The sequence below is a fragment of the Clostridium sp. TJA038 genome, from assembly GCF_058310255.1.
Window position 1 is genome coordinate 782,518 of record NZ_JBZEFA010000001.1, and the last position, 24,322, is coordinate 806,839.

The window sequence follows — 24,322 nt, forward strand, 5'->3', positions numbered from 1 at the left end:
ATAAATTATGAAAGTGAAAAATAGACTTTGACTTTCTTTGACTTTTATAGTATTATAGTAACAGAAGATAGAAAAAAGAGAATATTGAGGTGATAAAATGAATGCAGATAAAATGACATTAAGAGTACAACAAAGCTTAAACGATGCTTATGAAATAGCAGTTAAATATAATAATCAACAATTAGACGTAATTCACTTATTTTCAGCCTTAGTAAATCAAAAAGATGGCTTAATTCCTAATATATTTGAAAAAATGGGTGTTAATATAGATTCATTAAAGAGAGATATTCATGTTCAAATAGACAGGATGCCTAAGGTATTAGGGGAAGCAGCACAATCTTCAGGAGTTACTGCTACAAGAAGAATAAATGAAGTTTTAATAAAAGCAGAAGAAATTTCAAAGCAATTTGAAGATTCATACATAAGTGTTGAACATGTAATGCTTGCAATTATGGAAATAGATAAAAATGGTGTTATAGGAGAAATTTTAAGAAAGAATAATATAACTAAAGATGCTTTCTTAAAGGTTTTAAGTGAGGTTAGAGGTAGTCAAAGAGTTGACTCACAAGACCCTGAAGGAACTTATGAAGCTTTAGATAAATATGGAACTAACTTAATAGAACTTGTAAAACAACATAAATTAGATCCTGTAATAGGAAGAGATGAAGAAATAAGAAGGGCAGTTAGAATTCTTTCAAGAAAGACAAAAAACAATCCTATCTTAATAGGTGAGCCAGGGGTTGGTAAAACAGCTATAGTTGAAGGATTAGCAGAAAGAATTGTAAGAGGAGATGTTCCTGAAGGATTAAAAGATAAGGTAATTATCTCATTAGACATGGGTGCATTAATAGCTGGTGCTAAGTATAGAGGTGAATTTGAAGAAAGATTAAAAGCTGTTTTAAAAGAAGTTCAAAGCTCAGAAGGAAAAATAATCTTATTCATAGATGAAATTCACACCATAGTAGGTGCTGGTAAAACTGATGGAGCAATGGATGCTGGAAACTTAATAAAACCTATGCTTGCAAGAGGAGAGCTTCATTGTATAGGTGCTACAACTTTTGATGAATATAGACAATATATAGAAAAAGATAAAGCTTTAGAGAGAAGATTCCAACCTGTAATAGTTGAAGAACCAACAGTTGAAGAAACTATATCAATTTTAAGAGGATTAAAAGAAAGATTTGAAATTCATCATGGAATTAGAATTCATGATTCAGCAATAGTAGCTGCTGCAAAACTTTCACATAGATACATTCAAGATAGATATTTACCAGATAAAGCTATAGATTTAATAGATGAAGCTGGTGCTATGATAAGAAGTGAAATAGATTCTCTTCCAACTGAATTAGATATTATAAGAAGAAAAATCTTAATGCTTGAAACTGAAAAAGAAGCTTTATCAAAGGAAAATGATGAAGCATCTAAGGAAAGATTAGTTTCTTTAGAAAAAGAACTTGCAGAGCTTCAAGATAAAAATGATGAGATGACAATTAAGTATGAAAAAGAAAAATCTCATATTTCAGCAATTAGAGATTTAAAAGCTGAATTAGATGAAGCTAGAGGATTAGTTGAGAAATATGAAAGAGAGTACGATTTAAATAAAGTTGCAGAGCTTAAATATGGAAAAATTCCAGAGCTTGAAAGCAAAATAAAAGCACAAGAAGAAAGCATGGAAAAAGATAATGAGAATGCTTTATTAAAAGAAGAAGTTACTGAAAATGAAATTTCAGAAATAATTTCAAAATGGACTGGAATTCCTGTTACAAAATTAGTTGAAAGTGAAAGAGAAAAACTTTTAAGATTAGAAGAAGAATTAAGAGAAAGAGTAATAGGACAAGATGAAGCTACAACTGCAGTTGCAAATGCTGTAATAAGAGCTAGAGCAGGTCTTAAAGATGAAAGAAAACCAATAGGTTCATTTATATTCTTAGGACCTACAGGAGTTGGTAAAACAGAACTTGCTAAAACTTTAGCTAGAAACTTATTTGATAGCGAAGATAATATAGTAAGAATAGATATGTCTGAATATATGGAAAAACATGCAGTATCTAGACTAATAGGACCTCCTCCAGGATATGTAGGATATGAAGAAGGTGGACAATTAACAGAAGCTGTTAGAAGAAATCCATACTCAGTAATATTATTTGATGAAATAGAAAAAGCTCATGATGATGTATTTAACTTATTCCTTCAAATACTAGATGATGGTAGATTAACAGATAACAAAGGTAAAACTGTTGACTTTAAAAATACTATAATAATAATGACTTCTAATATTGGTAGTGGATACTTATTAGAAAACAAATCTAATGAGGGTATAGAAGAAGATATTAGAGAAAATGTTATGAATGAAATGAAATTAAGATTCAAGCCAGAATTCTTAAACAGAGTAGATGACATCATAATGTTTAGACCTTTAAGTAGTGAAGGAATTAAGAAGATTATTGATATCTTCTTAAGAGATGTTGAAAACAGATTAAGAGAAAGAAATATAACTCTTGAAGTAACTGATAGTGCTAAAGAAATATTAGCTGAAGAAGGATATGATCCTGTATATGGAGCTAGACCATTAAAGAGATATATAAGCAATGTCTTAGAAACTGAAATAGCTAAGAAGATAATTGCAGGAGAAATTTATGATGGTTCAGTTGCTTTAATAAATGGAGTAGATGGAAAGATTATAGTTTCTAGAAAATAAAATAATTTGAAAAAAGTAGTATCTAACTAGATACTACTTTTTTAATTTATTTTTAATAAAATGATAATAAAGAACGAATTAATAAAAAAATGCCTTAAAATTTACAAAATTTAAATAAAATATTGTAGAAAATTGAAAAAAATATGGTTATAATATTTTAAAAAAACGGAAGTAAAAATTAAAAGAAAAAAAACAAAAAGGAGAGATGAAATTGGCACTTATAGGAATAGTAATCGTAATAATAGGTTTTGCACTTAAATTTGACACTATAGCAGTTGTTTTAGTGGCAGGATTAGCTACAGGTTTAGTTGCAGATATGAGTTTTGTTGAAATATTAGATAAATTAGGTTCTACTTTTGTAAGTCAAAGACATATGACTTTGTTTATGTTAACTTTACCTGTTATAGGAATGTGTGAAAGATTTGGATTAAAAGAAAGAGCAATAACTTTAATTAAAAATATGAAAAACATGTCAACAGGAAAACTTTTAAGTTGTTACTTATTTATTAGAGAAGTAGGTTCTGCCGTTTCTTTAAGATTAAGTGGACAAGCTCAATTTATAAGACCTCTTATAAATCCAATGGCTCAAGGAGCAGCTGTTAGCAAGTATGGTAAAGTAGATGAAAAAAGCGAAGACTTAATAAAAGGTACTGCAGCAGCTATGGATAACTATGGAAACTTCTTTGGACAAAATGTATTCTTAGCAAGTTCTGGTGTTTTACTAATAGCAGGAACTTTACAAGAATTAGGATATGGGGTTACTACTTTAGAAATAGCAAAGGCATCTGTACCAATTGCTGTAATAGCCCTTATTTTAGGAGTTTTACAAAATAGAATTTTAGATAAGAAATTAAGAAAAAACTTATCTAAAAAAGATGAAGTATAAATAAAGAGGTGATACTAAAATGAATATGGAGATGATTTCTAATGCCCTGTTAGAATTCTTTTATATATTAGTTGGTCTTTTAATGTTAAATACAGCAATTTACACTTTAAAAGACAAAAATCATAAAACAAGAATAGGTACTGCAATATTTTGGACTATATTATCAATTATCTTTATAGCAGGAGGAGTTATGCCACCTGTTTTAGTAGGTGCTTTACTTTTAGTTATAGGAGTATTAACAGCAAGTAAAAAGGTTAATATAGGAAACTTAAAAATGCCTAATGTAAAGTTTGCAGAAAATGAAGCTAAGAAATTAAAGAATAAAATTTTCTTACCATCTATTGTAATAGCTTTAGGTTCTTTATTAATTGCACAATTTACAAGTTTATCAGGAACTGTTGCTATAGGAATAGCTTCAGTTGCAGCTGTAATAACTAGTTTCTTAGTTTTAAAAGCTAAACCTAAAAATTTAGTAGAAGATAGTAATAGAATGGTACAATCAGTAGGTTCTACTAGTATATTACCACAGCTTTTAGCAGCTTTAGGAACAGTATTTACAGCAGCTGGAGTTGGTGATGTTATATCTTCTGGTATATCAAACTTTATTCCAGAGGGACATATATTAGCTGGAGTTACAGCTTATTGTGTAGGTATGGCAGTATTTACTATGATAATGGGTAATGCTTTTGCAGCTTTTTCAGTAATAACTGTTGGTATAGGATTACCATTTGTATTTGCTCAAGGAGCTAATGTAGCTATAGCAGGAGCTTTAGCTTTAACAGCAGGATATTGTGGAACATTACTTACACCAATGGCAGCAAACTTTAATGTAATGCCAGCTGCTTTATTAGAAACAAAAGATAAGAACGTAGTTATTAAATGTCAAAGTTTATTTGCTATAATTTTATTAATTGTACATATTGCTTTAATGTATTTCTTAGCATTTTAAATTAGATTTAATTAAAATTTAAGGAGTTGATAAGAATGAAAATATTAATTACAGGTTTCGATCCTTTTGGAGGAGAAAGTGTAAACCCAGCTTTAGAAGCAGTAAAAATGTTACCTGATATAATAGAAGGAGCAGAAATTCACAAATTAGAAATACCTACAGTTTTTAGAAAATCTTTAGAAAAAATAGAAGAAAAAATAAAGGAAATAAATCCAGAGGTAGTTATATCTATAGGACAAGCTGGTGGAAGATTTGGAATAACTCCAGAGAGAGTAGCTATAAATATAGATGATGCTAGAATAGAAGATAATGAAAAAAATCAACCAATAGATATTCCTATATATGAAGATGGAGAAATGGCTTATTTTAGTAATTTACCAGTAAAAGCTATGGTTCAAGAGATGATTAAAAATGGAATACCTGCTTCTTTATCTAATACTGCAGGAACTTTTGTATGTAATCATGTTATGTATGGTGTTTTATATTTAGTTGATAAAAAATATAAAAACATAAGAGCTGGATTTATCCATGTTCCATATATTCCATCACAGGTTGTAAATAAGCCTAATACACCTTCTATGGCTATTTCAGATATAGCAAAAGGATTAGAACTAGCTATAAAAGCTATAGTTTTAAATGAAGAAGACATTAAGGTTTTAGGAGGTGCTATTTGCTAATGTTAGAACCTAGGATAAGAAGAAAAATTTTTGTTTATGGAAGTTTAAGAACAGGGTTTTTCAACTATGAAAAGTACTTAAAGGGTAAGGTTATAAAAAGCGAATTAGGAAGAGTGAAGGGAACTTTATATCATATGCCTAAAAAGGGATATCCAGCTTTAGTTCAAGGAGATGGATTTGTTTATGGAGAAGTTATGACCATATTAGACTATGAAAAAACTATAGAAGATATGGATGTTATGGAAGGATATTTAGGACCTTTAAATGAAAATAATGAGTATAATAGAGTAGAAATGGATGTAGAAATTTTAGGAAAGAATTCTCCTGAAAAATGCTATGTTTATTACTATAACAGAGATAAGGAAGAGGATTTTAAAAAGGATAGCATTTTAATTGAAGATGGAAATTGGAGAAACTTTATGATTAATAAGGCATCCTAAATAAAAAAAAGAGGTAAGCATATGCTTACCTCTTTTTTTATTTTATTATTTCATTGATTGCTCGTATTTTTCTACCATTCTTTTAACCATTTCTCCACCAACACTACCGCATTGTTTTGAACTAAGGTCTCCATTATAGTCTGAGAATGGTACACCCATTTCATTTGCTACCTCATTTTTAAATTTTGATAAACCATTTTTTGCTTCTGGAACTAAATGTTGAGCCATTTTAAATTCCTCCTTTTAAGTTTAATAAGATTTTTTTAAGGTTAAGAATTTCTTTACCTTACACCCTTATAATGTGCAAATTCTTTATATTATAATCTATAAACTTATAACCATAAAAGGAGTAAAAAAGATTTAGTTCTACTTTTTTCCTAGATAAAAGATTAAAATTAAATAAAGATATTTTAATAATAAAAATTAGCGTATAGATTAAAAACTATACGCTAAAATATGTTTCTTTATCTTAAAATTTTCTTAACTCCTAAAACAACAGGAATTGAAATTAAAGCGGATATAAAAGCTTCTGGAATACCATTTGTTATTCCGATACCTGCTAAGGTTACTTTTGCTACAGTTTCAGAAATTCCTAAAGCTGCGGCATATCTTTCTAAATAAAATATATATGTTAAACCAAGAACTCCTACTGTATTTATTAGTGTTCCAACAACAGCTGAAACCCCTATAGATAAAGCTTCTTCTTTATTTTTATGTTTAAACTTAAACATTAAAATTAAGCTTCCTAAAAAGAATACTATACCAATTATAGCAGCTATAGTTGGTGATTTAATTAAAGCATAAGAGCTTATGAATAAAAGTATTCCTAGTAAAAATGAACTTACAATTGTTGTAAGTTTTAGATTCTTTTTAGAACCTCTAATCATAAAAATATAAACATAGTAGCTAACAACTCCTATGAGAATTCTAGGAAGTAGGGCTATAATTGGATTCCAAAACATAAAGCTAGTTGGCGTTGGAGCCATAAAAGCTTGATACATAGAAAATAAACCAAATACTAAGCCTATTAATCCTCCTACAATAGGTCCTTCAACAATAGCTCCTATTATAACAGGAATATGCATAATAGTAGCTCTAACAGGTGGAACGTTTATAAATCCTAATCCTGTTAATCCTAGAAATATTGATATACCAGAGAGCATACCAACAACTACTAGTTTTCTTGTTCTACGTCTAGTTTGATAGACTGCATTCATTTTCTCTCCTCCGTTCTTATTCCCAAAAGGGATATAATTCGGTTTTATTAAGTTTTAACCGTAAAAATTAGTTCAGCTTCTAAAAGAATACCGACATTGATATTTTAACACTAAATTTTCAATTAATTCAAGAAAAAAAGGAAAAAATATGGAAATTAATGATAGATTAAAAATAACAATGGCTTATATAAAGAGGTTAAAGAGATAAATTAACAATTTTCTGACAATTTGTGAAAAAGAATAACTTTCGAATATAAAATTATTTTAATAAAAAAATTAAAGTAACAATTGATTTTTAAAAAGATAAACTATATAATATAAATTAAAATTCAATATGTTCGGATGAAGGTAATGGGAGAGTGATATTTTATATCCACCGAAGAGGGAAATCTTTCAGGTATTAGGACCGTTACTGGACGAGCCTCTGGAGAGACTCTTTTAAAAAAAGAGCACCGAAGGAGCAAGGTCAAATTTTTTGGCTGAAACTCTCAGGTAAAAGGACAGAGGATAAGGTTAGTTACTTAAATTTTTTAAGTATCCTTATTCTCCTCCGCAAATTTAAATTTAAGGAGGATTTTTTTATGGAAAACTTATTAAATCAAATTGACAATTTAGTATGGGGAGTACCACTTCTTATGCTACTTGTAGGTACAGGAATATACCTGACTATAAGGTTAAAATTATTACAAATATTAAAATTACCACTAGCTTTAAAGTATGTATTTAAAAAAGATGATGAAATTTCTTCTAATGCAGAGGGAGATGTTTCAAGTTTTGGAGCTTTATGTACAGCTCTTTCAGCAACTATAGGAACAGGAAATATAGTTGGAGTTGCAACGGCTATAAAAGCAGGAGGACCTGGTGCTTTATTTTGGATGTGGGTAGCTGCTTTTTTTGGAATGGCAACTAAATATGCAGAAGGAGTACTTGCTATAAAATATAGAGTTGTAGATGAAAATGGTCAAATGGCAGGAGGACCAATGTATTATATAAAAAATGGACTTGGTTTAAATTGGCTTGCTAATATTTTTGCCTTTTTTGGAATTTGTGTAGCTTTATTAGGAATAGGAACTTTTGGTCAAGTAAAATCTATAACAGATGCTGCAAGTATTACTTTTAAAATTCCTACAATTGTTACAGCTATAGTTGTAACTTTATTAGTTGCTTTAGTAATTTTAGGTGGTATAAAAAGAATATCTAGTGTTTCAGAGAAAGTAGTTCCTTTAATGGCAGGACTTTATGTTTTAGGAGTTTTAATAGTTATAATTTTTAACTTTAATAAAGTTCCACAGGCAATATCAATAATTATTGAAAGTGCTTTTAATCCTAAAGCAGCTATAGGAGGAGCCATTGGAGTTAGTATAATAACAGTAATGAAAAGTGGAATAGCAAGAGGGGTTTTCTCTAATGAAGCAGGACTTGGAAGTGCACCAATAGCAGCAGCTGCTGCTAAGACTAAATCTCCAGTTAAACAAGGACTTATTTCCATGACAGGTACATTTTTTGATACTATTTTAATTTGTACTATGACTGGAATTGTAATAATTTTAACTGGTGCTTATAGTGGAAGTTTAGAAGGAGCAGCACTTACAACAAGAGCTTTTGAAATTGGTCTTCCTATAAAAAATATAGGAACATATATAGTTAATATAGGACTTATGTTTTTTGCTTTTACAACAATTTTAGGTTGGAATTATTATGGGGAAAGATGTATTGAATATTTATTTGGAATAAAAGCTATAAAGCCATATAGAATTTTATATATAATTTTAGTTGGTATAGGTTCATTTTTACCTTTAACTTTAATATTTATAATTGCAGATATTGTTAATGGATTAATGGCAATTCCAAATCTTATAGGAATTATAGGACTAAGAAAGGTTGTAATAGAGGAAACTGAGGATTTCTTTAATAAAAAATCATTAAATGAAGAAAAGATAGATTTAGAAGGAACAGTTTTAAATTAATATAAAAAAACCATGAGTAAATTTATACTCATGGTTTTTTTTATCTTCCTTTGTTAGGAAGTTTACTTCTAACTATATTTTCAACTCTTTCAGGAAGTTCTGCAATTTCTTCCTTTGTAAGTTTATCTGTGTAAATTGGAGGATGAATATAAAGATTTACTTTTCCAGGTTTTATAAAATAATGATTTCCCTCCATTATTTTATAAGCTCCATCAATTGTAAGAGGAACAATTGGAACCTTTGGTTTAGTTGCAAGTTTAAAACTTCCAGCTTTAAATTCTCCCATTTTACTACTTTGACTTCTAGTTCCTTCAGGAAAAACAACCATAGAGTATCCTTCTTTTAATTGTTTTATTCCTTGTAAAATACCTGCCATGGCTTTTTTAGGATGTTCTCTATCAATGAATATAGCCTTTGAAAGTAAAATCCAATCTTTTAATATAGGCATTTTCTCTAGTTCTTTTTTTGCTATAAATCCCTTTGGTCTATCAATAGAGTACATAATTACAGGTATGTCCATATTGCTTTGGTGATTACAAACAAAAAGAACTGGCCCCTCAGGAATATTTTCTAAGCCTTCAACATTAACTTCAAGTCCAGCAGCCTTAAGAAAAGTATAAGCTATTTTTCTACTACACTGATATATATACTCATCTCTTTCTTCAAGCTTGCCTTCTTCTTCTAACTTATTAATTTTTTTAATGTCAGACAAGGATTTTATTAATGTCCAGGCATATCCTTTTCCATACCAATATATAGATCTAAACATATATTTCGCTCCTTTAATATTACTATTACTAGTAATATTATAACAGTTTTTTTAAAATATAAAATATAGACTTTCTTTTAATAGATAAAATAATAAAAAAATTATGTTTTTATTATTTATTTTTTAAATGTAAAATATAAATAATATAAGATAATAATTTTGTTTTAAAAAATAAAATTTATTATCTTTCTAATAAATTTATTTTGATTGGAGAATAAAAAATGAAGGCTTTAAACTTAAAAGATAGGTTAATAATAGCAGATGGCGCTATGGGAACTAGATTAATTGAGTTAGGTGGTAATTTAAAGGAAACCTCCTCAGAAATTTTAAATTTAAAAAACCCTAAATTAATAGAAAAAATACATAGAGAATATATAAATTCTGGAGCTGAATTAATACTTTCAAATACTTTTATGTGCAATATTATAAATGAAAAAATAAATGGATATAACTTAGAAAAGGTTATAAAATCTAGTCTGAATATTTTGAATAAAGTTAAGGAAAAGGATATTTTAGTTGCTTTAGATATAGGAGCTATTTCATACTATTTAGACGAAAATTCCCCTTCTTTTGAAAATATTGTTTATGAAAATACTGAAAGAATAATTAAAGCTGGAGAAGATAAGTTTGATTTAGTTATTTTTGAAACCTTAGGAAGTATAAAAGAAGGAGAATTAGCCTTAAAAAAAGCTAAAACTATAACAGATAAAGCTATTATATGCTCCTTTACCTTGTCTAATAAAAAGAATATTTATAACTTTTTAAAGGAAATGGTTTCAACCTTAGAACCTCTAGGAGTAGATGCTTTAGGTATAAATTGCACATCATATGAAGAAATATTAAAGGCTTTAGATATTATTAAGGAGCTTACTAAGCTTCCTATATATATAAAGGCTAATTTAGGAATGCCAAAGAATGTAGAAGGAAAGTTGATTTATGACTTAAATTTAGAAGAATTTAAGACTTTATCTAAAAGTGCTATTGAAAAAGGCGTTAATATAATAGGAGGTTGTTGTGGAACTAATAAAGCCTATATAAAGGCTCTTTCTAAATTAAAAGAAAATAATAAGAATTAATAATTTAATAAATAATATTATTTTTCTAGATAATTATTAAAAAACATAAGAAATAGATATTAAAATATTATTTTTATAGTATATAAAAACTAAGATTAAGATTAAATAATCTATAAAAAGTCCAGTAAACATATAAGATTGAAAATTGAATGAATCCTTTGTAAACGTATATAATCTATGTATAAGTTAATGAACTTTAGATAAGGAGAGGTTAGGTATGAAAAAAGTACATGTAGTTTCACATAGTCACTGGGATAGAGAGTGGTATATACCATTTCAAAAACATAGAGTTAAATTAGTAGATTTTATGGATTCATTAATAGATACTTTAGAAAATAATGAGCATTTTAAATATTTTCACTTAGATGGACAGACTATAGCTTTAGATGATTATCTAGAAATAAAACCTTATATGTTTGATAGAATAAAGAAGCTTGTAGAAGAAGGAAAACTTCATATAGGTCCTTGGTATGTTCTTCAAGATGAATATTTAATAAGTGCAGAGGCAAATGTTAGAAATATGCTTTTAGGAATGAGATTTGCAAAAAGATTTGGAAATCCTGTAAAAATAGGATATTTCCCTGATTCCTTTGGTAATATATCTCAAGCACCTCAAATATTAAGAGGTTTTGGTATTGATAATGCCGTATTTGGTAGAGGAATAACTCCAATAGCTTTTGATAATCAAAAGGTAGAAGAAGTAGGGGAAAATGAATATCATTCAGAGGTTTTATGGAAATCTCCAGAGGGTTCAGAAGTATTAGGAATACTTATGGCTAACTGGTATAGTAATGGAAATGAAATTCCTTCTGAAAAGAAAGAGGCTATTGAATTTTTAGAAGATAGAGTAAATAAAGCAGAAATGTATGCTACAACAAATCAAATATTACTAATGAATGGCTGTGACCATCAACCTGTTCAAACAAATGTTGGAGATATAATAGATAATGTAAAAAATGATGTTGATTTTGAGTTAGTTCATAGTAATTTAGTTGATTATATAAAAGATGTTAAAAAGGAAGTTAAGGATTTAAAAACTGTTACAGGAGAGTTAAATGGACAGTATACAGATGGATGGTGGACTTTATGTAACACAGCTTCTTCAAGACTTTATTTAAAGCAAATGAATAATAGAGCTCAAAATCTTTTAGAAAGATATGTTGAGCCTTTAGGAGTTATGGCATCTTTAGAAGGTAAAAAATATGAAAGTGATTTTATACTTCAAGGATGGAAATATTTAATTCAAAATCACCCTCATGATTCTATTTGTGGATGTAGTATTGATGAAGTTCATCAAGATATGGTAACAAGATTTAAAGCTAGTATGCAAATATCAGAGGAAATGATAGATAGAAGTACTGAATATATGTTAAATCTAGTAAATGGAACTACTACGGATAGAAAAAATATAGTTGTTTTTAATACTTTAGGATGGGATAGAAGTGAGGTAGTAGAAGCTATAGTTGATATAAATAAAGATTCTTCTATAGAAAGTTTTAAAGTTGTTGAAGAAAACGGAGAGGAAGTACCTTCTTCAGTTGAAGCCTTAGGAGAAACTTTTAAATATACCTTACCAAATAATAGGTTTAGACAACCTGAATATGTAAATAGATTTAAGGTTAGATTTTTAGCAAGTAATATAAAAGCTTTAGGATTAAAATCCTTTGAAATAGTACCTTGTGAAAAGAAAGAAAATAAAGAAATTAATAAGGATTTAACTTTTGAAAATAAATTCTTTTTACTAAAATTTAATGAAAATGGTACTTTTAATTTACTTCACAAAGAAACAAAGAAAGAATATAAAAATTTAAATTACTTTGAAGATTGTGGAGATATAGGAGATGAATATATATTTAGAGCTCCATTAAAAGATGAAATAATAAATACTTTAGATAATAAAGCTACTATAAATGTTTTAATAGATAATGAAGTAGAAAAGGTAATAGAGGTTAAAAATACTTTAAAAGTTCCTTTTGAAGCTAGTAAAAAAGAAAGTAGAAGATTAGAAGATAAAACTGAGATAAACTTAACTTCTACCATAACTTTAAATGAAATTTCAAAGAGAGTAGATGTAAAAGTTGTAATAGAAAATAAGGCAAAAGACCATAGAATAAGAGCTTTATTCCCAAGTGAAATAGAAGCAGATACTCATTTTGCAGAGGGACACTTTGATGTTATAGAAAGAGAAACTACTCCATGGGAAGGATGGCAAAATCCTTCTAACTGTCAAAAGCAAACAAATTTTGTTGATGTTAATGATGGAAAAGTTGGACTTATGATTGCCAATAAAGGACTTCCTGAATATGAGGTTTTAAGAGATAGTAAAAATACTATAGCCTTAACTATTTTAAGAGCTGTTGGAGAATTAGGAGATTGGGGTGTGTTTAAAACACCAGAGGCTCAATGCCTAGGAGAAAATATTGCTGAATATTCAATAATTCCTCATAAAGGAGATTATACCTTTGAAAATTCTTATGAAGAAGCTTATAACTTCAATGTTAATATGCTAGCTCTTCAAGGAGATTTTAAGAATGAGGATTCTTTAGTTACAATTAAAGGAGACAATGTAGTTTTATCAGCCTTTAAGAAAGCAGAAGATAGAGATTCTATAATAATAAGAGTGTTTAATATTTCTAATAAGGATGAGAACTTTGAAATAAAAGTTAATAGAGAAGTTAAAGAAATAAATGAAGTTAATTTAAATGAGGAAATTATAGAAAAATTAAATGTAGAAGAAAATTCTATTAAAGGTGTTATTTTAGGAAAACAAATAAAAACTTTTGAAATAGTATTATAATAATCTGTATAGAGGATATATTTATATATCCTCTATTATATTGTGTATTTTATAGAGATACACTTGTCTTTTAGAATTTGTGGTGATATAATTTATTTATAATGTTAAAAACTTAATAATAAAAATAAATACTTTAATCCAAAATAATAATTTATTAATACTTTAATTTTATTGTTAAAGTGTTTTTTAATTTTCATTTATAAAGTATAATATTTATTGAAAATATTAATTATAGATGATATTTTAGTAAGTGGTAATAAGAATTTACTGTTTTGCTAGTATTTAATATTTTATAGATGTAAAGAGGTGAATATTTCCAAAATGGAAGGAAATTTATTAGTTATAGATAAAAGAGTTTTACCAGAAGTTTTTGAAAAGGTAATAAATGCTAAAAGACTTTTAAAAGAAGGAAAGGTAAAAGAAATAACAGAAGCCACTAAGCAGGCAGGAATTAGTAGAAGTGTTTATTATAAATATAAAGATTATATTTTTGAGTTTTCAGAAACATTACAGGGAAGAAAAGTTATATTTAATATGGTAGTTACTCATGAAAAAGGTGTTTTATCTTCTGTTTTAAATATATTATCAGAGGTTGGAGGAAATATATTAACAATAGATCAAGGCTTGCCTATACATGGGTTAGCTCATGTTAGTTTTACAATAGATATATCAACTATGAATTGTGATATAAAAGAGATGTTAAATGAAATTCAATTAGTGCGTGGCGTTGAAAAAGTAGAATTTGTTGCTATGGAATAAAAAAATCTCAACTTAGTTAAGTCTAAGTTGAGATTTTTTAATTTTTATTAATGGAAAAAAATGTTTTTGATAATAAATAATTATTATGGTTTAATATTAAATGTGAAATAATAGTAATTAAATGAAGTTTAGGGAGGTTTAAATGGAGGTTTATTTTGATAATAGTGCAACTACAAAACCTTTAAAAGAAGTAAGAGAAGAAGTTTATTATGCTATGGATGAATTTTGGGAAAATCCCTCTTCTTTATATACTTTAGGAATAAAGGTTCAAAGAAAGATAGAGGAGCTTAAGGAAAGCATTTCAAAAAAGATAAATTCATCTAGAGAAGAAATAGTATTTACTTCAGGAGCTAGTGAAGGAAATAATATGATAATTAAAGGGCTAGGTAAAAAAAACACTCATGTTATAACTACAGCTTTTGAGCATTCTAGTGTTTTAAATACTTATAAAGAACTAGAAAGACAAGGAGTAAGGGTAACTTATTTAAAGGTTAATAAAGAGGGTTTTATAGATTTAGAAGAATTAAAAAACTCAATAAATAAAGATACAGTTTTAATATCTATAATTCAAATTAACAATGAAATTGGGAGTATACAAAAAATTAAGGAAATTGGGAATTTAATAAAAGAAAAAAGTAAAAGAGCAAAATTTCATGTAGATGGCGTTCAAGGCTTTGGAAAGTTTTTAATTGATGTTAAAGAATTTAATATAGATTTTTATACAGCTTCTGCCCATAAATTTCACGGACCAAAGGGCATTGGGTTTATGTATATTAGAAAGGGAATAAATTTAAAGCCTTTAATAACCGGTGGAGAACAGCAAAGTGGATTAAGAGCAGGTACAGAAAATACACCATCTTATATGGGTATGGTAAAAGCTATGGATATTTCATATGAATTAATGGAAGAATCCTATAAACAGGTAAGTAGTTTAAAAAAATATTTTATAAAAAGGCTTTCAGAAATAGAAGATGTAATAATAAATACTCCTTTAAGTAATAACTATACTCCTTATATATTAAATGTTTCCTTTTTAGGAGTTAAATCAGAGGTTTTACTTCATATGTTAGAGGAAAATAACATATTTGTTTCAACAGGTTCTGCTTGTTCATCAAAAAATTCTATACAAAAGGGGAGTTATGTACTAAGGGCTATAGGTTTAGAAGAAAGATGTATTCAAGGAGCTATAAGATTTAGCTTTTCTAGGTATAACACTTTAGAAGAGGTTGATTATACCATAGAGGTGTTAAAAAAAGCTTTAAAATTTTTAAGGAGAATAAGATTATGAATAATTTAATTTTAGTAAAATATGCTTCGGAAATATTTTTAAAGGGACTTAATAAAAATAAATTTGAAAGAAGATTAAAAGAAAATATAAAGAAAAAGTTAGAGGGAATAAACCATGAAATTATAACAGATCAAAATAGATGGTTTATAAAAGCAGATGATTTAGATGAAGTTATAAATAGAGTTAAAAAGGTCTTTGGGGTTAAGGAACTTTGTTTAGTTACTCAAGTAGAAAGAAATCTTTATGATATTAAAAGAGAAGCTTTAAGAAAAATAAGAGAAAGTAAAACTAAAAGTTTTAAGGTTGAAACAAAGAGAGCAAATAAAAAATTTGATATGAATTCTATGGAAGTTTCAAGAGAAGTTGGAGGATATATACTTTCAGAGCTTAATGGAGAAATAGAAGTTGATATACATAATCCAGGATGTAGGGTTTATATAGAAATAAGAGAAAAAGCATATATCTTTACTGATAAAGATAAAATAAAAGCAGTAGGTGGTATGCCTTATGGAATGAATGGAAGTACTATGGTTATGTTATCTGGAGGAATTGATTCTCCTGTTGCTGCATATTTAATGGCAAGGAGAGGTGTTGAAACTCATTGTATTTATTACCATTCTCATCCTTATACTTCTGAGAGAGCTAAGGATAAGGTTAAGGAGTTAGCAAGAATAGTAGGTAGTTATACAGAGAAAATAACTCTTTATGTAGTTCCATTTACGGAGATACAAATGGATATAATAGAAAAATGTAGAGAAGATGAACTTACTATAATAATGAGGAGGTTTATGATGAGAGTTGCCTGTGAACTTTCAAAGAGAAAGAATATACAATCTATAACTACAGGAGAAAGTATAGGACAAGTTGCATCTCAAACTATGGAAGGGCTTATGGCAAGTAATGATGTTTCTGATAGACCAGTTTTTAGGCCATTAATAGCTATGGATAAAGAAGATATAATGGATATTGCAAGAGAAATAGGAACTTATGATACATCTATACTTCCTTATGAGGATTGTTGCACAATATTTGTTCCTAAGCATCCAAAAACTAAGCCAAGAATTAAAGATTTAGTAAGGGGAGAGAAAAAGTTAAATATAGAAGCTTTAGTAGATAAAGCAATAGAAGAAATGGAGACCTTTATATTTTAAATAAGGTTATAATTGTTTTTAAAAATTCTTAAGTATAAAATAATAAGTAGATTGTGTATTAAAAGAGCTTTTAAAGTTTTTATATACAATCTTCTTTATTTTTAGGAGGAATATTTATGGAAAGAAATATTGAAAAATCTTTAGGAAAAATTTTTAGACATTTTAAGGGAGACCTTTATTTAGTAGAAGGAATTGTTACTCATTCAGAAAGTGGAGAAAAGCTGGTTTTATATAGAGCTTTGTATGGTGATTGTGGCCAGTTTGTAAGACCTTATAATATGTTTTTAGAAAAGGTTAAAGAGGGAAAGGAAAATCCTACAGGACAAAAATATAGATTTGAAGAGGTTACTATTGAAAGCTTAAATAAAAGATAATATTTTATAACGTAATAGCTAAGAAAATTTTTAAAATTTTCTTAGCTATCTTTAATAAATAAGAGTTGTTACAGTTATTTACTATAACTAAAGATTAGTTTTAGAGAAATTTAAAACCCTAAAATAATAACGCGTACATTTTAGAATTTAGTTTTAAATAAAGCCTCTAAGTAGAGAAATATAGGAACAGCTGCATAGATTAAATAACCCTACAAAAATATTATTGCCTAAAATATTAATTATATACTTTTAAAAATTTATTTTTCTTCACAGAAGGTTTTAGGCTTTATAAAGTTGTCTATAACAGGAACAAGTAAATTCATAAATATAATTGCATAGGAAACACCTTCAGGGTAACCACCAAAAATTCTTATTATAGTTGTAACAAGTCCGCAACCAAAGGCGAAAATTACTTGACCTTTTTTTGTTATAGGAGAAGTTGTATAATCAGTAGCCATAAAAAACGCTCCTAAAAATAATCCACCTGTAAATATTTCATAAAATCCATTTCCAGTGAATAGTCCATTTCTACCTATAACTGTAGTTAAAATCAAAACAGTACCTATATAGACTACAGGTATATGCCAAGTTATAACCTTTCTATAAAATAAATAAATTGCACCTATAAGTATAGCTAAAGCAGAAACTTCACCAATACACCCTGCAATGCTACCTAAAAACACATCACTTATAGGAGGCATGTTTCCTTGACCATTTTTTAAAAGAGTAAGTGGAGTTGCAGAGGCTATACCATCTATTGTAAAATTACCAAGACTTTCAGGCCAGGCAGCTAATAAAAAGGCTCTACTAGCTAATACAGGATTCATAAAGTTACAACCTATCCCACCAAAAATTTGCTTAACTAAAACTATTGCTACAATAGAGCCAATAGAAGCAACCCAAAGGGGAGTATTTGCAGGTAAATTTAATGCAAGTAATAGACCAGTAACTATAGCACTTAAATCTTTTATAGTTATCTCTCTTTTTGTTACTCTTTGAAAGATATATTCAGATAATACTGATGATACTATACAGGTTAATATTACAAAAATAGCTCTTATACCAAAAATCAAAACCCCAACTAAGGAGGTTGGAATTAAGGCTATTAAAACATCTCTCATTATACTTTGAGTAGAAGGTTTATCCTTTATATAAGGAGCAGAATCCATTAAGAGATTTTCTTCTACTTTCTTTATATTTAAAGATTCCTTTGAATCCTCTTTTACAAAAACCATGCTTTCACCTCACTAATTTTGATTTTTTAAAGATTTCTTAGCTTTTTTTATATTTTTTACTAAGGAAATTTTAGCAGGACAAGAAAAAGAACAACATCCACATTCTAAACAATTCATTCCCCCAAGAGATTTAAATTCTTCTAAATCATTTTTTTCTATAACTTCATTTAATCTTTGAGGAATTAAATTCATAGGACATGAACATATACATTTTCCACATCTTATGCAGGAAGTACTTTTAAAATCTTCTGTATTATTTAAACATAAAATTCCTGAAGTTCCTTTAGTAATAGGAGTATTTAGTGAGTTTATAGAAGTACCCATCATAGGACCACCTAAAATTATTTTTCTTGGTTCTTTTTTAAATCCATCACAAAACTCTATTATATCTTTAATTGGAGTTCCTATTTTAACTTTTAAATTTTTAGGTGTTTTTATTGCATCACCTGTTACAGTTATGATTCTTTCTGTTAAAGGTATTCCTTCTATAAAACTTTTATACATTTGATATATAGTAGATATATTAAATACAATACAGCCTAAATCTAAAGGAAGTTTTTTTGGAGGAATTTTTATTTTTGTAAGAGCATATATTAAATGTTTTTCAGAACCTTGAGGATATTTAGTTTTTAATTTAAAGACTTTTATTTTTGAATTTTCCTTTAAGTTTGATTTGAAAATTTCTATAGCATCTAATTTATTATCTTCAATACCTATGTAAATTAGAGCTTTAGGAAAATAATTAGATAAAATTTCTAAAGAGGTTATTATTTCCTTTGTGTAATTTGTCATAACCTTATAATCACAGGTTAAATAAGGTTCGCATTCAGCTGCATTTATTATTAAGTAATTAACTTCCTTGTCTTTTTTTATATTAAGTTTTACATGAGAAGGAAAGGTAGCACCACCAAGACCAACTATTCCATTTTCTCTTACTAAGGAAATTAAGCTTTCTAAGGGCATATCTTTAGAAAATTTTAAATTATCTTTAGGAAGAGATTCATATTTGAAATCATTTTCTATAATTATTGAATTAACTTTAATATTATCTTTATAAGTAATTTCTTTTATATCCTTTACAAAGCCAGATACACTAGAATGAATAGGTGAGGATATATATTCTTTAGAATCTGCTATCTTTTGATTTAATAAAACTCTTTCTCCAATTTCAACTAAGGGTGAACAAGGACTTCCTATATGTTGAGAAAGTGGAAATATAAGTTCTTCTTTAGGAGAAAAACTTTCTATATCTTTATTTTTTGTAAGTTCTTTATTATAAGGTAAATGTAGTCCTTTTTTAAAGGTAAAAAGACTCATGCACATACATCCTTTCATTATAATATTCCTTGTTTTAATACTATGAATAAACTTTTAAATAAATTACATATTTTTAGTTAATTAGCTTTTATATTAAATTTAATAATTTTATAGGAAATAAGTAAAAAAATACTTTAATTATTTTTATATGAAAAAATAATTAAAAATTTGAGTTTAATTAAATTTGAAAGTGTAAAAACATAAGGGTATAATAGTTGTGTTAATAAAATGAAAAATAAGGAGGGGAAGGCTTTGATTAATGAGAGTACTAAAACGGTACTGTCCCATAGAAAAGACTTAAGGTTTAAGCTAGTTTTAGAAGGTGCTATTATAGGGCTTGTATGTTCACTAGTACTAGTCTTAAATAGAGTCATTGTAAGTTATTTATTTCCACTTTTTAAAAAGCTTTATGCCTTTGCTACTTTAAGTGTAGGAAATATGCTAATAGTCTTAGCTATTTTAGCAATTTTAGGTGCTTTAGTAGGATTTATGGTTAGAAGAGAGCCTATGATTTCAGGTAGTGGTATTCCACAGGTTGAAGGTGAATTAATAGGTAAGCTAAAGATGAATTGGGCAAGAATATTAATATATAAATTTTTAGGAGGAGTAATTTCACTAGGTGCAGGTTTATCCTTAGGAAGAGAGGGCCCTTCAGTACAGATGGGGGCTGCAATAGGTGAAGGATTTAGCAAGTGTTTAAAGAGAGTAAATATAGAGAAAAAGTATTTAATAACATCAGGGGCTTCTGCAGGACTTGCTGCAGCTTTTAATGCACCTTTATCTGGTGTTATATTTGCTTTAGAAGAAGTACATAAAAGTTTTTCTCCTTTAGTTTTAGTTTCTGCTATGGCTGCATCTCTAGTTGCAGATTTTGTATCAAAACAATTTTTAGGTATGAATCCAAGTTTAGGAATTGAAAATGTTCCTGTGCTACCATTAAAATATTATTGGCTTTTAATAGTATTAGGAGTTGTTTTAGGAATTGGCGGTACAATTTTCTCAAAGGGGATTTTAAAAGTTCAAAGTTTTTATGGAAAATTTAAAAAGGTTCCTGTAGAAATTAAGGTTATGGTACCTTTTTTAATAACAGGATTATTAGGAATTTTTATCCCTATAATCTTAGGAGGAGGACATGAACTTATAATGGACTTGGTAACTAAAAGTTTTCCAGTAAAAATACTTTTAGCTTTACTTTTAGTTAAGTTTTTTTTAACAATTGTAAGTTTTGGTGCTGGTACTCCTGGAGGAATATTTTTTCCTTTATTATTATTAGGAGCAATAATTGGTAATATAGTTGGGTTATTAAGTTTTACAAGCTTAGGATTACCAAAGGAATATATAATAGATTTTGTAATTTTAGCTATGGCAGGAAATTTTGCTTCTATAGTAAAGGCGCCTATAACAGGAATAATCTTAATTACTGAAATGACAGGTTCCTTTGACCATATGTTAGCTTTATCTATTGTGGTAATAGTTTCTTATGTAACATCTGACATATTAAAGAGTGAGCCAATATATGAATCTTTATTAGAGAGATGGATAGAAAAAGCTGGAGTTAAAGTTGATGAACCTTCAAATAATAAAACTTTATTAGAATTTGGTGTTGAATTAGGAAGTGAAGCAGAAGGAAAGAAAGTTAAAAATGTTAATTGGCCAGAGGAAGCTTTATTAGTTGCTATAAAAAGAGGAAATAATGAATTTATTCCAAGAGGTTCAATTGAAATACAAAATGGAGATTACTTAGTTGTTATGGTAGATGAAAGTAATGCAAGTTCAGTTTTAAATAAAATTCAATCTTTAACTTCTGCAAAGGAAGAAATTTAATAGAAATTAAAAAATACACTAAGAAAAATATCTTAGTGTATTTTATTTATTATTTCTTTACTTTTTTCTTTTTTATTGAGTATCCAAAGGAGCCTAAGGGCTTTGAATTAAGACCAAAATATTCTCCATGACTATAGGATATAAGATTTGCTTTAGTAAAGTGAATTTTACCCTTCTCATCTATAAGAGTTTCATCTACTTTTACATTTACAACTTCAAATAAGAACATGTCATGAGTTCCTAAAGGAGTTATAGATTTTAATTTGCACTCTAAGGCAACAGGAGCTTTTTCAATAGAAGGAGTACTTATGGAAACTCCTTTACTAAGAGCATATCCAAAATGTTTAATTTTGTCTACTTTTCTTCCTGATTTAACTCCACAAAAATCAACAAACTTAACCATATCTCTACAAGGTAAATTTATAACACATTCCTTACTTTCTTTTATGTATTCATGGGATAATCTTTCTGGTCTTATTCCCATTGCTATTATTGGCGGTTTAGTACAAACAGTACTAACCCATCCTACAGTAAAAGCATTTATTTTATCTTCTTTATTTTTAGATGTAACAAGAACTACGGGAGTAGGATTTAACATTACACTTCCTTTAAAATTAAGTTTTTTCATAGTTATCTCCTTTATTTATATTAAAATCTTTAGTTTTTTTAAATTTAAGACTTTAAAATTATAACATGAAAAATTTATATATAAAACTAAAGATTATAATATTTTTTCTTTTTAGTGAAATAATATTTATTATTTATATTATTTTAGAGAGGATATTTTTATGAGAAAAAAATTTGTATTATTAATTATTTTTATAATGATTTTAAATTTGATTTTACCAAGGGAGATAGTTTCTGCAAAGGATAAAGAAAAATTTACTATATGTATTGATGCAGCTTATCAAGAGGATTATGATAAGGATATTAATTTTATATCATCTTATTATGAAAATAGAAATTTTAAAGTTCCCTTAGAAACAAGAGGAGTTTTTACTAAAAATAAAGAATATGAAATAAATTTAGAGGTAGCTTTAATTTTGAGAGAGCTTTTAAATAAAGAAGGATATAAAGTTTTTATGACTAGAGAGAGAAATAAGGTTTATTTAAGTGATAAAGATAGAGCTAATATAGGAAATAAATCAGGAGCTGATATTTTAATAAAACTTTATTGCGATAGAAGTGATGATTTTAAAAAAAGAGGAGCTTCAATTTTAATTCCTTCTTTAAAGAGTTGTAAAAACAATAATTTTGATGATTTATACAAAAATAGTAGAAATTATAGTGAAATATTAAATGAAACCTTAAGAGAAGGAGATATAAGGGTAAATGGTATTTTTGAAAGAAATAATATTAGAGGATTTGAGTTTTCAAAAGTTCCTGTAATAATTTTAAGAATGGGATTTATGAGTAATTTAGAAGAGGATGTTTTGCTAGGAAATAAATTGTATCAAGAAAAGTTAGCTAATTTAATAGTTAAATCTTTAAAAAGATATAAAGAAACTTTATAGTTTAGAACCTACTAAAGCTTAGAAGAAAATAAATTTATAATTTTCATAAGCTTTTAGTAGGTTTTATATTTAAATTTAATAATAAACATCAATTAGATGGAAAGAAATATTAGAATTACTCCAACCTAAATCAAAGGGAACAAGAAGTCTATCAGTATTATGACAGGTTACTAAAGGATACCCTTTGCTATCTAAACCTGTAACAGTTGATATATGCGTTATTCGGCCATTTTTTTCATAGGCTACAAAATCACCAGGTCTTAAGTTATAAGCTTCTTTATATATTTCTGGATATTTTCCTTTAGCTATATAGGAAGCCCTTCCACTATTAATCATATAATTTTTAAAAGCTTGTGCATTTACCCAAGCTTTAGAACCTTCTTTTCCATTATAGTTCCATGTAGAATTTTTTCTAAAGCCTCCACCTTCAAAAAGTATTTGAGAAGCAAAATTTGCGCAATCTCCTCCTTCATCATTGAAATTTTTATAAGCTTTATTATATTTAAAAGTTTTTTCATTATTTAAAGGAACTCCACAATAAGAATGAGCATAATCTATTGCCTTTTTAGTCCTTTCATCAGGGGTATAAGGAGTAGGTGTGCTTTTTAATATATAAGATTTAATTTCTTCTGAATTTATATTTTTTAAATCAAGAGAGTCTGAAAAAGGGTCTGTATACCATTCTTTAGTTATAATATATTTGTTATCTTCGTTTTTTAAGGTAAGATAATGATAGGTTCCTAAAGTAAATTTATTATAATTAAGAGGTTCATTTAAATAGTAATATGTAAATTCACTAGAAAGGGAACATATTATTTCATAAAGACCATTTTCGGTTTTGTTAATTTTAATAATTTCACTAGTTGAGTTTATATCATTAAAATTAATACCTTGTTTTTCAGACCAGCTATTTAAATACTTAATTTTTTTAATTTCTTTTTCATAGGCAAAAAGGCTAGTTTTTTTATTTAAGTCATAAAGTGTTTTTAAAGCTTCTAAATTATTATTTAGTATTGTTTTATTTCTAAAATTAAAAATATCTTTTAAAACTAAACTAAATTTATCCTTTAAGATATCTTCCTTATCCTTTGAAGGTTCTTCTAAAAAATAAAGGGCTTCTTTAGGAATTTTATTTTCCTTATGATTTATAATTGATTTAATTGAGAGTATTACTATTATGCTTAATAATATTCCTAATAATATTAATTTTTTTCTTTTCATCAATTCCTCCTAATTTAATATATAATTTAATAATCTATATGATAGATAAAGATAAAAAATAATAAGTAAATATAAATGTTAAATAATAAAACATATATACTTTTATTATTTATGAATTATTGGTAAAATTAAAAAGTAATAAAAGCGTAAAGGAGAATTACAT

The 24,322-nt window shown here is 27.4% G+C and carries 21 protein-coding genes, 1 pseudogene and 2 riboswitches; of the genes and pseudogenes, 14 read left to right on the forward strand and 8 right to left on the reverse strand.

Features of this window, described 5'->3' with window-relative positions:
• Window positions 1-97: 97 nt before the first annotated feature.
• The 5 genes from clpB to AC4FQV_RS03755 all read left to right on the forward strand — a co-directional run bounded on the left by clpB (window position 98) and on the right by AC4FQV_RS03755 (window position 5,650).
• A complete protein-coding gene (gene clpB, locus AC4FQV_RS03735; RefSeq protein WP_491138743.1) occupies window positions 98-2,698 on the forward strand; it encodes an ATP-dependent chaperone ClpB in 2,601 nt (866 codons plus the stop codon).
• Between the two features lie 211 nt (window positions 2,699-2,909).
• A complete protein-coding gene (locus tag AC4FQV_RS03740) occupies window positions 2,910-3,584 on the forward strand; it encodes a DUF969 domain-containing protein (protein ID WP_491138741.1) in 675 nt (224 codons plus the stop codon).
• 19 nt (window positions 3,585-3,603) lie between these two features.
• Window positions 3,604-4,533, forward strand: coding sequence for a DUF979 domain-containing protein (locus AC4FQV_RS03745; protein WP_491138740.1), 930 nt, complete (start codon window positions 3,604-3,606; stop codon window positions 4,531-4,533).
• Between the two features lie 35 nt (window positions 4,534-4,568).
• Window positions 4,569-5,210 carry a pyroglutamyl-peptidase I gene (gene pcp / locus AC4FQV_RS03750; RefSeq protein ID WP_491164516.1) on the forward strand — a complete coding sequence of 214 codons (642 nt, stop codon included), beginning with the start codon at window positions 4,569-4,571 and terminating at the stop codon, window positions 5,208-5,210.
• A complete protein-coding gene (locus AC4FQV_RS03755; RefSeq protein ID WP_491138737.1) occupies window positions 5,210-5,650 on the forward strand; it encodes a gamma-glutamylcyclotransferase family protein in 441 nt (146 codons plus the stop codon). The genes pcp and AC4FQV_RS03755 overlap by 1 nt, the downstream gene beginning before the upstream one ends.
• Before the next feature lie 45 nt (window positions 5,651-5,695).
• Here the strand turns inward: AC4FQV_RS03755 and AC4FQV_RS03760 are convergent, their stop codons facing one another.
• The 3 genes and pseudogenes from AC4FQV_RS03760 to AC4FQV_RS03770 form a co-directional block, all read right to left on the reverse strand.
• The gene (locus AC4FQV_RS03760) at window positions 5,696-5,878 is read right to left on the reverse strand and encodes an alpha/beta-type small acid-soluble spore protein (protein WP_491138736.1); all 183 of its coding nucleotides are present in this window, start codon (window positions 5,876-5,878) and stop codon (window positions 5,696-5,698) included.
• A 236-nt stretch (window positions 5,879-6,114) separates the two neighbouring features.
• Complete coding sequence (locus AC4FQV_RS03765; protein WP_491164986.1) at window positions 6,115-6,339, reverse strand: hypothetical protein; 225 nt, start codon at window positions 6,337-6,339, stop codon at window positions 6,115-6,117.
• Window positions 6,319-6,867 (reverse strand): annotated as a pseudogene (locus AC4FQV_RS03770) (ECF transporter S component); the annotation flags it as partial. The gene AC4FQV_RS03765 and the pseudogene AC4FQV_RS03770, both read right to left, overlap by 21 nt.
• A gap of 342 nt (window positions 6,868-7,209) precedes the next feature.
• Window positions 7,210-7,286, forward strand: a riboswitch (glycine riboswitch).
• A 2-nt stretch (window positions 7,287-7,288) separates the two neighbouring features.
• A riboswitch (glycine riboswitch) is annotated at window positions 7,289-7,374 on the forward strand.
• A gap of 74 nt (window positions 7,375-7,448) precedes the next feature.
• On the opposite strand from AC4FQV_RS03770, the gene AC4FQV_RS03775 reads away from it, so the two are divergent.
• A complete protein-coding gene (locus AC4FQV_RS03775) occupies window positions 7,449-8,834 on the forward strand; it encodes an alanine/glycine:cation symporter family protein (protein ID WP_491138733.1) in 1,386 nt (461 codons plus the stop codon).
• 40 nt (window positions 8,835-8,874) lie between these two features.
• On the opposite strand, the gene AC4FQV_RS03780 is transcribed toward AC4FQV_RS03775, so the two are convergent.
• Entirely contained in the window at window positions 8,875-9,603 is a 729-nt protein-coding gene (locus AC4FQV_RS03780) for a lysophospholipid acyltransferase family protein (protein ID WP_491164519.1), read from the reverse strand.
• A 221-nt stretch (window positions 9,604-9,824) separates the two neighbouring features.
• On the opposite strand from AC4FQV_RS03780, the gene AC4FQV_RS03785 reads away from it, so the two are divergent.
• From AC4FQV_RS03785 to AC4FQV_RS03810, 6 genes are all read left to right on the forward strand, one after another.
• Window positions 9,825-10,679, forward strand: a complete 855-nt coding sequence (locus tag AC4FQV_RS03785; RefSeq protein WP_491164521.1) for a homocysteine S-methyltransferase family protein — start codon at window positions 9,825-9,827, stop codon at window positions 10,677-10,679.
• 217 nt (window positions 10,680-10,896) lie between these two features.
• Window positions 10,897-13,476: an alpha-mannosidase gene (locus tag AC4FQV_RS03790; RefSeq protein ID WP_491138728.1), complete on the forward strand. Its 2,580-nt coding sequence runs from the start codon at window positions 10,897-10,899 to the stop codon at window positions 13,474-13,476.
• Window positions 13,477-13,797: 321 nt separating this feature from the next.
• Entirely contained in the window at window positions 13,798-14,235 is a 438-nt protein-coding gene (locus tag AC4FQV_RS03795) for an ACT domain-containing protein (protein WP_491138727.1), read from the forward strand.
• Window positions 14,236-14,377: 142 nt separating this feature from the next.
• Entirely contained in the window at window positions 14,378-15,523 is a 1,146-nt protein-coding gene (locus tag AC4FQV_RS03800) for a cysteine desulfurase family protein (RefSeq protein WP_491164523.1), read from the forward strand.
• On the forward strand, window positions 15,520-16,674 hold the full coding sequence (gene thiI, locus AC4FQV_RS03805; RefSeq protein ID WP_491164526.1) for a tRNA uracil 4-sulfurtransferase ThiI: 1,155 nt from the start codon (window positions 15,520-15,522) through the stop codon (window positions 16,672-16,674). The genes AC4FQV_RS03800 and thiI overlap by 4 nt, the downstream gene beginning before the upstream one ends.
• Window positions 16,675-16,790: 116 nt before the next feature.
• Window positions 16,791-17,048, forward strand: a complete 258-nt coding sequence (locus AC4FQV_RS03810) for a DUF1653 domain-containing protein (protein WP_491138722.1) — start codon at window positions 16,791-16,793, stop codon at window positions 17,046-17,048.
• Between the two features lie 257 nt (window positions 17,049-17,305).
• Here the strand turns inward: AC4FQV_RS03810 and AC4FQV_RS03815 are convergent, their stop codons facing one another.
• Window positions 17,306-18,283 carry an RnfABCDGE type electron transport complex subunit D gene (locus AC4FQV_RS03815; protein WP_491164528.1) on the reverse strand — a complete coding sequence of 326 codons (978 nt, stop codon included), beginning with the start codon at window positions 18,281-18,283 and terminating at the stop codon, window positions 17,306-17,308.
• A 12-nt stretch (window positions 18,284-18,295) separates the two neighbouring features.
• Entirely contained in the window at window positions 18,296-19,600 is a 1,305-nt protein-coding gene (gene rsxC / locus AC4FQV_RS03820) for an electron transport complex subunit RsxC (RefSeq protein WP_491164530.1), read from the reverse strand.
• Window positions 19,601-19,852: 252 nt separating this feature from the next.
• Here rsxC and AC4FQV_RS03825 point away from each other — a divergent pair, with 252 nt between their 5' ends.
• Window positions 19,853-21,424 carry a ClC family H(+)/Cl(-) exchange transporter gene (locus AC4FQV_RS03825; protein ID WP_491138717.1) on the forward strand — a complete coding sequence of 524 codons (1,572 nt, stop codon included), beginning with the start codon at window positions 19,853-19,855 and terminating at the stop codon, window positions 21,422-21,424.
• A gap of 49 nt (window positions 21,425-21,473) precedes the next feature.
• Here the strand turns inward: AC4FQV_RS03825 and AC4FQV_RS03830 are convergent, their stop codons facing one another.
• Window positions 21,474-22,052, reverse strand: coding sequence for a flavin reductase family protein (locus tag AC4FQV_RS03830; RefSeq protein ID WP_491138716.1), 579 nt, complete (start codon window positions 22,050-22,052; stop codon window positions 21,474-21,476).
• 160 nt (window positions 22,053-22,212) lie between these two features.
• Between AC4FQV_RS03830 and AC4FQV_RS03835 the strand changes: the two genes are divergently transcribed.
• Complete coding sequence (locus tag AC4FQV_RS03835; RefSeq protein ID WP_491164532.1) at window positions 22,213-22,938, forward strand: N-acetylmuramoyl-L-alanine amidase; 726 nt, start codon at window positions 22,213-22,215, stop codon at window positions 22,936-22,938.
• Between the two features lie 75 nt (window positions 22,939-23,013).
• On the opposite strand, the gene AC4FQV_RS03840 is transcribed toward AC4FQV_RS03835, so the two are convergent.
• The gene (locus tag AC4FQV_RS03840) at window positions 23,014-24,159 is read right to left on the reverse strand and encodes an amidase domain-containing protein (RefSeq protein ID WP_491164534.1); all 1,146 of its coding nucleotides are present in this window, start codon (window positions 24,157-24,159) and stop codon (window positions 23,014-23,016) included.
• Between the last annotated feature and the right edge of the window lie 163 nt (window positions 24,160-24,322).

Bases quoted from the DNA above. Each gene is read 5' to 3' on its own strand.
- AC4FQV_RS03835 (WP_491164532.1), top strand. From the start codon at position 22,213: ATGAGAAAAAAATTTGTATTATTAATTATTTTTATAATGATTTTAAAT.
- AC4FQV_RS03810 (WP_491138722.1), top strand. From the start codon at position 16,791: ATGGAAAGAAATATTGAAAAATCTTTAGGAAAAATTTTTAGACATTTT.
- AC4FQV_RS03775 (WP_491138733.1), top strand. From the start codon at position 7,449: ATGGAAAACTTATTAAATCAAATTGACAATTTAGTATGGGGAGTACCA.
- rsxC (WP_491164530.1), bottom strand. From the start codon at position 19,600: ATGAGTCTTTTTACCTTTAAAAAAGGACTACATTTACCTTATAATAAA.
- AC4FQV_RS03830 (WP_491138716.1), bottom strand. From the start codon at position 22,052: ATGAAAAAACTTAATTTTAAAGGAAGTGTAATGTTAAATCCTACTCCC.
- AC4FQV_RS03795 (WP_491138727.1), top strand. From the start codon at position 13,798: ATGGAAGGAAATTTATTAGTTATAGATAAAAGAGTTTTACCAGAAGTT.
- AC4FQV_RS03800 (WP_491164523.1), top strand. From the start codon at position 14,378: ATGGAGGTTTATTTTGATAATAGTGCAACTACAAAACCTTTAAAAGAA.
- AC4FQV_RS03815 (WP_491164528.1), bottom strand. From the start codon at position 18,283: ATGGTTTTTGTAAAAGAGGATTCAAAGGAATCTTTAAATATAAAGAAA.
- AC4FQV_RS03780 (WP_491164519.1), bottom strand. From the start codon at position 9,603: ATGTTTAGATCTATATATTGGTATGGAAAAGGATATGCCTGGACATTA.
- thiI (WP_491164526.1), top strand. From the start codon at position 15,520: ATGAATAATTTAATTTTAGTAAAATATGCTTCGGAAATATTTTTAAAG.
- AC4FQV_RS03745 (WP_491138740.1), top strand. From the start codon at position 3,604: ATGAATATGGAGATGATTTCTAATGCCCTGTTAGAATTCTTTTATATA.
- AC4FQV_RS03755 (WP_491138737.1), top strand. From the start codon at position 5,210: ATGTTAGAACCTAGGATAAGAAGAAAAATTTTTGTTTATGGAAGTTTA.
- AC4FQV_RS03785 (WP_491164521.1), top strand. From the start codon at position 9,825: ATGAAGGCTTTAAACTTAAAAGATAGGTTAATAATAGCAGATGGCGCT.
- AC4FQV_RS03760 (WP_491138736.1), bottom strand. From the start codon at position 5,878: ATGGCTCAACATTTAGTTCCAGAAGCAAAAAATGGTTTATCAAAATTT.
- clpB (WP_491138743.1), top strand. From the start codon at position 98: ATGAATGCAGATAAAATGACATTAAGAGTACAACAAAGCTTAAACGAT.
- AC4FQV_RS03790 (WP_491138728.1), top strand. From the start codon at position 10,897: ATGAAAAAAGTACATGTAGTTTCACATAGTCACTGGGATAGAGAGTGG.
- pcp (WP_491164516.1), top strand. From the start codon at position 4,569: ATGAAAATATTAATTACAGGTTTCGATCCTTTTGGAGGAGAAAGTGTA.
- AC4FQV_RS03840 (WP_491164534.1), bottom strand. From the start codon at position 24,159: ATGAAAAGAAAAAAATTAATATTATTAGGAATATTATTAAGCATAATA.